The following is a 10,563-nucleotide window of genomic DNA, read 5'->3' as shown; positions in this document are numbered from 1 at the left end:
GCCGCCCGCGCCGGGCGGCGAGGTCCGCACGATGCCGGCGCCGGTGCACCCGGGCGGTGGCGGCGGCGGATACGGCGGCGCGCGGCCGCAAGGCGGCGGGAACGGCGGTGGAAGCCACGGTGGTGGAAGCCACGGTGGTGGCGGTGGAGGCGGTGGAGGCGGCGGCGGTCCGGAAGAATTCCGTCACTGACGATGCCGGCGCTTTCGGTCGGCGCCGGACGAAAAAAAGCCGCTCAGGAGAGCGGCTTCCGGATCGGGCGAGCGGGCAGTCGTACGGCCCGCAGTCTGACCGGCTGCGCGTTGCAGGCAGCCGGCCGAGCTACCGCTGTCAGTCGTCGAGCAGCGACAGGTCGCGCACGGCGCCCTTGTCGGCGGACATGACCAGCTTCGCGTAGGCCTTCAGCGCGGCGGACACCTTGCGCGGACGCGGCTGCGCCGGCTTCCAGCCCTTCGCGTTCTGCTCTTCGCGGCGGCGCGCCAGTTCCTCGTCCGATACCAGCACGTCGATCGTGCGGTTCGGGATGTCGATGCGGATCTTGTCGCCGTCGCGCACGAGGCCGATCGCGCCGCCCGCTGCCGCTTCCGGCGAGCAGTGGCCGATCGACAGGCCCGACGTGCCGCCCGAGAAGCGGCCGTCCGTCAGCAGCGCGCATGCCTTGCCGAGCCCCTTCGACTTGATGTAGCTGGTCGGGTAGAGCATTTCCTGCATGCCGGGGCCGCCCTTCGGGCCTTCGTAGCGCACGATCACCACGTCGCCGGCCTTGACCTTGTCGTTCAGGATGTTTTCGACTGCCTCATCCTGCGATTCGGTCACGTGAGCCGCGCCTTCGAACACGAGGATGCTCTCGTCCACGCCGGCCGTCTTCACCACGCAGCCGTCGACCGCGATGTTGCCCGTCAGCACGGCGAGGCCGCCTTCCTTCGAGAACGCATGCTCGTACGAGCGGATGCAGCCTTCGGCGCGATCGAGGTCGAGGCTCGGCCAGCGCGTGTCCTGGCTGAACGCGACCTGCGTCGGGATGCCGGCCGGGCCGGCCAGGTAGAACGTGCGGACCGCATCGTCCTGGGTGCGGACGATGTCCCACTGGTCGAGCGCATCCTTCAGCGACGGCGCGTGCACGGTCGGCACGTCGGTGTGCAGCTTGCCGGCGCGGTCGAGCTCGCCGAGGATCGCCATGATGCCGCCTGCGCGGTGCACGTCCTCGATGTGGTACTTGTTCGTGTTCGGCGCGACCTTGCACAGCTGCGGCACGACGCGCGACAGGCGGTCGATGTCCTTCATCGTGAAGTCGATGCCGGCTTCCTGCGCGATCGCCAGCAGGTGCAGGATCGTGTTGGTCGAGCCGCCCATCGCGATGTCGAGCGTCATCGCGTTCTCGAACGCCTTGAAGCCCACCGCGCGCGGCAGCACGCGTTCGTCGTCCTGCTCGTAGTGCTGGCGGGTGAGTTCGACGATGCGACGGCCGGCGCGCTTGAACAGTCGCTCGCGGTCGGCGTGCGTGGCCACCACCGTGCCGTTGCCGGGCAGCGACAGGCCGAGCGCTTCGGTCAGGCAGTTCATCGAGTTCGCGGTGAACATGCCCGAGCACGAGCCGCAGGTCGGGCAGGCCGAGCGTTCGACTTCGGCGACTTCGGCGTCGGAATACGACGGGTCGACCGCGATCACCATCGCATCGACGAGGTCGAGCTTCTTCACTTCGATGGCCTTGGTGACCGGGTTCGCGAGGCGCGTCTTGCCCGCTTCCATCGGACCGCCCGACACGAAGATCACCGGGATGTTGAGGCGCATCGCGGCCATCAGCATCCCCGGCGTGATCTTGTCGCAGTTCGAGATGCAGACCATCGCGTCCGCGCAGTGCGCGTTCACCATGTATTCGACCGAGTCGGCGATGATGTCGCGGCTCGGCAGCGAATAGAGCATGCCGTCGTGGCCCATCGCGATGCCGTCGTCGACAGCGATCGTGTTGAATTCCTTCGCGACGCCGCCGGCAGCCTCGATCTCGCGCGCGACGAGCTGGCCGAGATCCTTCAGGTGCACGTGCCCCGGCACGAACTGGGTGAACGAGTTGACGACCGCGATGATCGGCTTCGAGAAATCGTCGTCTTTCATGCCGGTGGCGCGCCACAGCGAGCGTGCACCTGCCATGTTGCGGCCAGCGGTGGAGGTTTTGGAACGGTAAGTGGGCATTGTCGTTGCTGAAGAAATATCGCGGGAAAAGGGTGGAGGCACGGGGAATAAAGGCCTCTCTCGCGCCCGTGCGAACAACCTCTTGAGCTGCGCCCTGGGCAAACCGCACGATTATCCCACAGCCGTCGCGGGCGTGGCGCCCATGGGGCCGGCAAGCGGCGCGGGCGGTGTGCCCGCCGCGGAACCCGCGGGCGGTTGCGGGACGCCCGTGCGACCATCCGGGGAGGTGGCCGGATCGCGCATCGATCGGCGAGGAATACGCGATCCGGCCCCGCGCTTTGCGATCAGTCGAGCAGCGTCAGGATCTCGTCGTACAGTGCCTTCGGAATCCGCACGCCGTTTGCAATGCTGCGCGCGCGGGCGTCGAAGCGCCGTTGCGACGGCAGCCGCGCACCCTGCGCGACGATCGATTCGAACATCCGCTCGCCGCGCGCGAGCCCCGTGTCGAGATCGTCGCCGAGGAACACCTTCGGGTCGAATGCGATCACGAGCTCGCCGTGGCACGGCGTCGCGCCGACGCCTTCGTCGAAGTCCATCGACTCGCGGCTCGTCATGTCGCCGATCAGCGCGCCGCCGAGCAGTTCGACCATCGCCGCGAGCGCCGAACCCTTGTGGCCGCCGAACGTGCGCATCGCGCCCTGCAGCGCGGCCTTCGGATCGGCGGTCGGCCGGCCCTCGGCGTCGATCGCCCATTCCGGCGGGATCGCCTTGCCTTGCTTCGCATGCAGCTCGATGTCGCCGCGCGCGATCGCGCTCGTCGCAAAATCGAACACGAACGGCACGCCGCCCGGGCGCGGCCACGCGAACGCGATCGGGTTCGTGCCGAACACCGGCTCCTTGCCGCCTTCCGGCGCGACCCAGCTATGGCTCGGATTCATCGCGATGCCGACCAGCCCCTCGGCCGCGATCGCCTCGACTTCCGGCCACAGTGCGGAGAAGTGGTAGCAATGGTTGATCGTCATCGCGGCGATGCCGTGCTGCCTGGCCATCCCGACGAGCACGGGCAGGCCCGTTTCGAAGCTCAGCAGCGAGAAGCCGCGATGCGCGTCGACCGCGACGATCGACGACGACAGCCGGCGCAGCGTCGGCACGGCCTGCGGATCGACCTTGCCCTTCTTCAGCGAACGCACGCAGACGAGCAGCCGGTACACGCCGTGCGAATGGCATTCGTCGCGCTGGCCTTGCGTGATCACGTTGGCGATGGCCCGCGCGTGCGCATCGGACATCCCGTGGTGCGTCAGCACGCGCAGCGCAAGCGCATGGACGTCATCGAGCGACAGGACGACTTCGGCGCGTTGCTCAGACATGGTTCGCCTCCCGCGGTGCGGGCACGCCGTCGATGCGTTGCGGCACGTTCAGCGGATTGCCGTTGCGGATCGCGTCCGGCAACAGCGCATCCGGCAGGTCCTGATACGACACGGGGCGCAGGAAGCGTTCGATCGCACGCGCGCCGACGGACGTCGTGCGCGTGTCGGACGTGGCCGGGAACGGGCCGCCGTGCACCATCGCATGGCCGACCTCGACGCCCGTGCCGAAGCCGTTGACGAGAATGCGGCCGGCCTTGCGCTCGAGCAGCGGGCGCAGCGCGGCGAACAATGCGGCGTCGCCATCGGCGAGATGTGCGGCGATCGTCAGTTGGCCTTCGAGCGACTTCAGCACGCGATGCAGCGTGCCGGCGTCCGGGCAACGGACGATCAGCGAAGCGGGGCCGAAGATTTCCTCGCGCAGTTCGGGATGCGCGACGAAAGCGTCGGCCGAGGTCGCGAACAGCGCCGCGCGGGCCTGCAGGCGATTGCCTTCGGCACCTTGCGCGAGCAGCTCGACAGCCGTGTGATCGCGCAGCGCCGCGACACCTTGTTCGTAGCTGGCATGAATGTGCGGTGTCAGCATCGTCTGCGCGGGCGCTGCACGCACCGCAACGGCGGCCGCTTCCTCGAACGCGCGCAGCGCGGGCCCGTCGATGGCGAGCACGAGGCCCGGGTTCGTGCAGAACTGGCCGGCCCCGAGCGTGAGCGACGTGACGAATTGCGGTGCGATCGCATCGTGGCGCGTGTCGAGCGCGGCGGGACACAGCAGCACGGGGTTGATCGAGCTCATTTCCGCATAGACGGGAACCGGCTCGGGGCGTGCGGCCGCGATGTGCATCAGCGCGACACCGCCGCGGCGGGAGCCGGTGAAGCCGACGGCCTTGATGCGCGGATCGGCGACGAGCGCCTGGCCGATCTCGCGCGACGCATCGAACAGCAGCGAGAACACGCCGGCCGGCATCCCGCATTCGCGCGCGGCCTGCTGGATCGCGCGGCCGACGAGTTCGGACGTGCCCGGGTGCGCCGAATGCGCCTTGACGATCACCGGGCAGCCGGCCGCGAGTGCCGATGCGGTATCGCCGCCGGCGACCGAGAACGCGAGCGGGAAGTTCGACGCGCCGAACACGGCAACGGGCCCGACCGCGACGTTGCGCAGGCGCAGGTCGACGCGCGGCAGCGGCTTGCGCTCGGGGCGCGCCGGATCGATCCGCGCGTCGAGAAAGCCGCCGTCGCGCACGAGCGACGCGAACAGCGCGAGCTGGCCGACCGTGCGGCCGCGTTCGCCTTCGATGCGGGCGCGCGGCAGGCCGGTTTCGATGACGCAGCGCTCGATCAGGTCGTCGCCGAGCGCCATGATGTGGCGGCCGATCGCGTCGAGAAACGCGGCGCGGGCTTCGAGCGACGTTTCGCGATACGTGTCGAATGCGTCGTCGGCGAGCGCGCAGGCCGCTTCCAGGTCGTGCAGGCTCGCGCCGCCGAACGCGGGTTCGAGCGGTTCGCCGGTTGCGGCGGCGATCGCGTGGAGGGTGCCGTTCTGTCCGGCGACGGCGGACTGGCCGATCAGGAGCTGACCTGTGAGTTGCATGGTTTTCCTCGGAAAAAACAGGGGCCGGGCGTGGGGCGCCCGGCCGAAGGGATCATGGGAAGGGGCGCGGGTGTGTCAGTCCTCGTCGTCGTCGAGTTGCAGCTTGTCGGCGCGCACGCCGGTATTCGCGCCCCAGTAGTAGATGACGAGCGCGACGGCCGCGACGACGACCGTGTCGTACGGATGCGCAAGCCGGCCCGTGCCGCCGAAGCCGCCGAGATACGACAGCACGATCATCGCGGCATAGAACGCGATCAGCCACGCGGACGAGCGCACTTGCTCGGCGAGGCTCAGGTGCGCGGTCGGCACCCAGCGGCGGCAGGCGAGATAGATGACGAACATCACGATCTGCAGGCCGAGCAGCCAGGACACCGTGCTCCAGCCCGACCAGTAGACGATCAGCGCGGCGATCACGAACGACGCGGGGCCGGTGATGCCGAACGCGCTGGCACGGAACGGCCGCGGCAGGTCGGGCGCGGTGCGGCGGAGTGCGGCGACCGATACCGGCGCGACCGCGTAGCTCAGCACCAGCGCGGCCGACACGATGTTGATCAGTGCCTCCCACGACGGGAACGGCAGCGTCCAGAAGATCGCGAGGCCGAACGTGAGCCACAAGCCCGCGCGCGGGATGCCCGACGCTTCGTCGACGCGCGTGAACACCTTGAAGAACGTGCCCGTCTTCGCCCAGCCGTAGACCACGCGCGGCGTCGCGTTCATGTAGATGTTGCCGCAGCCGCTCGGCGAGATCATCGCGTCGGCGACGACCATCACCGCGAGCCAGCCGACGCCGAGCGCCAGCGCGATGTCGCGGTACGGCAGCGAGAACGCCTTGCTCACGTCATGCCAGCCGGCGGCGAGCATGTCGGTGGGGATGCTGCCGATGAACGCGAGCTGCAGCAGTACGTAGATCAGCGTCGACAGCAGGATCGACAGGATCAGCGCGATCGGGATCGTACGCTGCGGATTGCGCACCTCGCTCGCGACCGACACGATCGGCGTGAGCCCGAGGTACGCGAAGATGATGCCGCCCGCGGACACGGCCATCTCGATGCCCGGCATGCCGAACGGCGCGAAGCCCTGGATCGTCAGGTTCGCGGGCTTGAAGAACGTGAACAGCACCGCGATCACCGCGAGCGGCACGATGAACTTGAAGAGGCTGATGATGTTGTTCGCCTTCGCGAACGTCTTCACGCTCGAATAGTTCAGGTAAAAGAAGAAGCACAGCAGCGCGGCCTGCACGAGCCAGCCGAGCGCGGTCGGATCGCTCGACCCAACGACCGTCAGGCCCGGAAACCACGCGGCCGCATACTGGCGCGCGGCGACGACTTCGATCGCGATCAGGCTCGAAAAGGCGATCAGCGTGATGAAGCCCATCAGGTAGCCGAGCAGCGGGCCGTGCGAGAACACCGGGTAGCGGACCACGCCGCCCGCGCGCGGCAGCGCGGCGCCGAGTTCGCAGTAGACGATGCCGAGCAGCAGCACCGCGAAGCCGCCGAGCAGCCACGAGAAGATGCCGGCCGGGCCTGCGATCGTCGACACGTGACTCGCGGCGAACAGCCACCCCGAACCGAAAATGGCGCCGAGACCGATGAACGTGAGATCGGTCAGCGACAGCTGTTTCTTGAACTTGCCGTGACCCGCGTCGGGGTGCGCGGAACGGGAAAGCGGGACAGACGGGTGAGCGTTGCCTTGGCCTGGCATGGGCTTGTCTCCTGGGGGAATATCGGCACAGGCTTGAGAGGCGCCGCGCTCCGGCGGAGCAGCGGCGCATGCCTGCCGGCCGGCGTCGCCCGGTTCGAACGACCGGGGCGGGCTGCGGGGCGTTCACGCGCGGCGCGGGCTGGCGCCGGTGCGAACGGGCCCGCAGGCCATGCCGGACCGGAGACGGCGGCGCGCAGGCGGAAAGCCCGCGCGCCGCCGCAGGGGAAGTCGATCAGAGACCGACGTCGGGCAGCGCCGGGCGCGTTTCGAGCGCCTGTGCGACGATGGCCTTCACTTCCGCGAGCGTGTCGCCCTGCAGCGCGAGGCGCGGCGGGCGCGTGACAGCGCTGCCGCGGCCGACCAGCTCTTCGCACAGCTTGATGCACTGCACGAGGTCGGGGCGCGCATCGAGGTGCAGCAGCGGCATGAACCAGCGATACAGCGCGAGCGCTTCGTCGAAACGCTTCTGCTTCGCGAGGCGGAACAGCGTCTCGCCTTCCTTCGGGAACGCGTTCGACATGCCCGACACCCAGCCTTCGGCGCCGACGGCGATGCTCTCGACCACGACGTCGTCGAGGCCCGCGAACAGTACGAAGCGATCGCCGACCGCGTTGCGCAGGTCGATGAAACGGCGCGTATCGCCCGACGAATCCTTGAAGCAGACGATGTTCTCGCAATCCTGCAGCGCGATCAGCACGTCGGGGGTCACGTCGTTCTTGTAGATCGGCGGGTTGTTGTAGACCATCACCGGCAGGTCGGTGCTCGTCGCGACCGCGCGGAAGTGCGCGGTGGTTTCGTGCGGCTTTGCCGAGTAGACGAGCGCGGGCATCACCATCACGCCGTCGACGCCGACGCGCTGTGCTTCACGCACCGTGTTGCGCGCGAATTCGGTCGTGAATTCGGCGATGCCGGCGATCACCGGAATCTTGCCGCCGGCCGCGTCGCGTGCGGCCTCGATCACCTGGAGCTTCTCGCTCGTCGACAGCGACGTGTTTTCGCCGACCGTGCCGCAGACCACGAGGCCCGACACGCCGTCGTTCACCAGGTTCTTCACCACGCGGTGCGTGGCGTCGATATCGAGGGAAAAGTCCGGCTTGAACTGGGTGCTGACGGCCGGGAAAACCCCGGTCCACTGAATGGCGTTTCGGCTCACTTCAATCTCCTACGTGTTTGTATCGGTCGGCCGACAGGCGTCGGTGTGGCAACCAGTATCGCCGCGCAAACGCCGATCACGCTTGAGTCGTATCGCGGAGCAAAATGACGAAATCGGCACAGCGGCCGGACGGTGCGGGGAGGGCGCTTCGCACTATGCCGATTTCGTCGTCGTCCTCATCGAAAAGCCACAAGCGGACGGACGCGCGACGGAGGAAGCTATGCTCCTTTCCCCACTTCGGACGGCTCATGATGAAGCGCATCCAGATCATCGATTCGCACACGGGCGGCGAACCCACTCGGCTCGTCGTGTCCGGTTTCCCCGCGCTCGGCAGCGGCACGATGGCCGAGCGCCGCGACGTGCTCGCGCGCGAGCACGACCGCTACCGCACCGCCTGCATTCTCGAACCGCGCGGCAGCGACGTGCTGGTCGGCGCGCTGCTGTGCGAGCCCGTGTCGCCCGAGGCGGCGGCCGGCGTGATCTTCTTCAACAATAGCGGCTATCTCGGGATGTGCGGGCACGGCACGATCGGCGTCGTGCGCACGCTGCACCATATGGGGCGCATCGCGCCCGGCGTGCACCGGATCGAAACGCCGGTCGGCACCGTCGAGGCGACGCTGCACGACGACCTGTCGGTCAGCGTGCGCAACGTGCCCGCGTATCGCCACGCGAAGGGTGTCGCGCTCGACGTGCCGGGTTACGGCCCCGTGAAGGGCGACATCGCGTGGGGCGGCAACTGGTTCTTCCTGATCAGCGACCACGGGCAGCGCGTCGCCGGCGATAACGTCGCGGCGCTTACCGCGTATGCGTCGGCCGTGCGCGAAGGGCTCGAACGCACGGGCATCGCCGGTGCGAACGGCGGCGAGATCGACCATATCGAGCTGTTCGCGGACGATCCCGAACACGACAGCCGCAGCTTCGTGCTGTGCCCGGGCCTCGCGTACGACCGTTCGCCGTGCGGCACCGGCACGAGCGCGAAGCTCGCGTGCCTCGCGGCCGACGGCAAGCTTGCGCCGGGTGCCGTGTGGCGGCAGGCGAGCGTGATCGGCAGCGTGTTCCACGCGAGCTACGAAGCGGCCGACGGCTGCATCGTGCCGACGATCCGCGGCAGCGCGCACCTGAGCGCGGAAGCGACGCTGCTGATCGAGGAAGACGATCCGTTCGGCTGGGGTATCGCGCCGTGAGCGACACGAAGACGGATGTCGTCGTGATCGGCGCCGGCATCGTCGGCGCGGCGTGCGCGCACGAACTCGCGCAGCGCGGGCTGCGCGTGCTCGTCGTCGACGACGCGAGCGGCGGCGCCACCGGTGCGGGCATGGGGCACCTCGTCGCGATGGACGACAACGCGGCCGAGCTCGCGCTCAGCCATTACTCGATCGAACTGTGGCGCGCGCTGAGCGGCGAGATGCCCGAAGGTTGCGCGTACCGCAACTGCGGCACGCTGTGGCTCGCGGCCGATGCACACGAAATGGATCTCGCCCGTGCGAAGCAGGCGACGCTGGCCGCGCACGGCGTGGCGGGCGAACTGATCGACGCGGCGACGCTCGCGCAACTGGAGCCGATGCTGCGCGCGGGCCTGGGCGGTGCGCTGAAGATTCCCGGCGATGCGATCCTCTATGCGCCCGTCACCGCGAACTGGCTGCTGCAGCGCGCGCCGCGCATCACGTTGCGGCGCGACCGGGCCGTCGCGGTCGACGGCCCGAGCGTGACGCTCGCGAGCGGCGACACGCTGCGCGCGGAGCGGGTGGTCGTCGCGAACGGCGTGGCGGCACGCACGCTGCTGCCCGAGCTGCCGCTGCGCCCGAAAAAGGGCCATCTGCTGATTACCGACCGCTATCCGGGCCAGGTGTCGCACCAACTCGTCGAGCTGGGCTATGCGGCGAGCGCGCATGCGAGCGACGGCACGTCGGTCGCGTTCAACGTGCAGCCGCGGCCGACCGGCCAGTTGCTGATCGGTTCGTCGCGCCAGTTCGACACCGAGGACGCGCAAGTCGAGCCGCCCGTGCTCGCGCGCATGCTGCGCCGCGCGGTGGGCTATCTGCCCGGCCTGGCCGACCTGAATGGGATCCGCGCATGGACGGGGTTTCGTTCCGCGAGCCCCGACGGGCTACCGCTGCTCGGCGAGCATCCGGCACGGCCGGGCGTGTGGCTCGCGGTCGGCCATGAAGGGCTCGGCGTGACGACCGCGCCGGGCAGCGCGCGGCTCGTTGCCGCGCTGATGGCCGGCGAGCGGCCGCCCATCGATATCGAACCGTATTTGCCGGGACGCTTCCTGACCGCGTCCCCCGTAGCCGGAGCGCTGACATGAAACAACCCCCACGCTCTCTTCGTTCGCTGCCCCCCGGGGGGGCGGTCAGCCTCCTTGGGGCGGCCCGGCGGAGGCTGACATGATCATTCATCTGGACGGCCGCGCGCTGACGGTGGCCGACGGCGCGACCGTCGCGGCCGCCGTCGCGGCGAGCGGCGACGACACGACGCGCGTGTCGTGCACGGGGGCGGCGCGTGCGCCGTTTTGTGGGATGGGCATCTGCCAGGAGTGCAGGATGACGATCGACGGCCGCCGCCGGCTGGCGTGCCAGACGTTGTGCCGCGACGGGATGCAGGTGGAGCGCACGCGATGAAACAGGAA

9 protein-coding genes are annotated in these 10,563 nt (G+C 69.1%); 3 read left to right on the top strand and 6 right to left on the bottom strand.

Translation table 11 applies throughout. The features are described from left to right. From G3N64_RS36395 to G3N64_RS36370, 6 genes are all read right to left on the bottom strand, one after another. A partial coding sequence (locus tag G3N64_RS36395; protein WP_205788468.1) for a hypothetical protein occupies positions 1–187 on the bottom strand: 187 nt, incomplete at its 3' end. Between the two features lie 141 nt (positions 188–328). Further along, entirely contained in the window at positions 329–2,188 is a 1,860-nt protein-coding gene (ilvD, locus tag G3N64_RS36390; protein ID WP_205788467.1) for a dihydroxy-acid dehydratase, read from the bottom strand. 284 nt (positions 2,189–2,472) lie between these two features. Beyond that, complete coding sequence (locus G3N64_RS36385) at positions 2,473–3,495, bottom strand: Ldh family oxidoreductase (RefSeq protein WP_205788466.1); 1,023 nt, start codon at positions 3,493–3,495, stop codon at positions 2,473–2,475. Continuing rightward, positions 3,488–5,080, bottom strand: a complete 1,593-nt coding sequence (locus G3N64_RS36380; protein WP_205788465.1) for an aldehyde dehydrogenase (NADP(+)) — start codon at positions 5,078–5,080, stop codon at positions 3,488–3,490. Before G3N64_RS36380 ends, G3N64_RS36385 begins: the two co-directional genes overlap by 8 nt. A 75-nt stretch (positions 5,081–5,155) precedes the next feature. Next, positions 5,156–6,781 (bottom strand): APC family permease, encoded by a 1,626-nt coding sequence (locus tag G3N64_RS36375; protein ID WP_205788464.1) that lies wholly within the window; start codon positions 6,779–6,781, stop codon positions 5,156–5,158. 232 nt (positions 6,782–7,013) lie between these two features. After that, positions 7,014–7,934: a dihydrodipicolinate synthase family protein gene (locus G3N64_RS36370; protein ID WP_205788463.1), complete on the bottom strand. Its 921-nt coding sequence runs from the start codon at positions 7,932–7,934 to the stop codon at positions 7,014–7,016. 251 nt (positions 7,935–8,185) lie between these two features. Between G3N64_RS36370 and G3N64_RS36365 the strand changes: the two genes are divergently transcribed. The 3 genes from G3N64_RS36365 (at position 8,186) to G3N64_RS36355 (ending at position 10,555) form a co-directional block, all read left to right on the top strand. Continuing rightward, entirely contained in the window at positions 8,186–9,118 is a 933-nt protein-coding gene (locus G3N64_RS36365) for a 4-hydroxyproline epimerase (protein ID WP_205788469.1), read from the top strand. After that, positions 9,115–10,242, top strand: coding sequence for an FAD-binding oxidoreductase (locus tag G3N64_RS36360; RefSeq protein ID WP_205788462.1), 1,128 nt, complete (start codon positions 9,115–9,117; stop codon positions 10,240–10,242). The genes G3N64_RS36365 and G3N64_RS36360 overlap by 4 nt, the downstream gene beginning before the upstream one ends. A 79-nt stretch (positions 10,243–10,321) precedes the next feature. After that, positions 10,322–10,555, top strand: coding sequence for a 2Fe-2S iron-sulfur cluster-binding protein (locus G3N64_RS36355; protein WP_012338331.1), 234 nt, complete (start codon positions 10,322–10,324; stop codon positions 10,553–10,555). Positions 10,556–10,563: the final 8 nt, after the last annotated feature.

This window comes from Burkholderia sp. Ac-20344 (assembly GCF_017104975.1).
Classification (GTDB): domain Bacteria; phylum Pseudomonadota; class Gammaproteobacteria; order Burkholderiales; family Burkholderiaceae; genus Burkholderia.
Note: the sequence above shows the minus strand (reverse complement) of the source record. Positions and strands in the feature narration are given on the sequence as shown.

Excerpts from the sequence above, each read along its gene's own strand:
- ilvD (WP_205788467.1), bottom strand. The coding sequence starts at position 2,188 with ATGCCCACTTACCGTTCCAAAACCTCCACCGCTGGCCGCAACATGGCA.
- G3N64_RS36385 (WP_205788466.1), bottom strand. The coding sequence starts at position 3,495 with ATGTCTGAGCAACGCGCCGAAGTCGTCCTGTCGCTCGATGACGTCCAT.
- G3N64_RS36380 (WP_205788465.1), bottom strand. The coding sequence starts at position 5,080 with ATGCAACTCACAGGTCAGCTCCTGATCGGCCAGTCCGCCGTCGCCGGA.
- G3N64_RS36375 (WP_205788464.1), bottom strand. The coding sequence starts at position 6,781 with ATGCCAGGCCAAGGCAACGCTCACCCGTCTGTCCCGCTTTCCCGTTCC.
- G3N64_RS36365 (WP_205788469.1), top strand. The coding sequence starts at position 8,186 with ATGAAGCGCATCCAGATCATCGATTCGCACACGGGCGGCGAACCCACT.
- G3N64_RS36355 (WP_012338331.1), top strand. The coding sequence starts at position 10,322 with ATGATCATTCATCTGGACGGCCGCGCGCTGACGGTGGCCGACGGCGCG.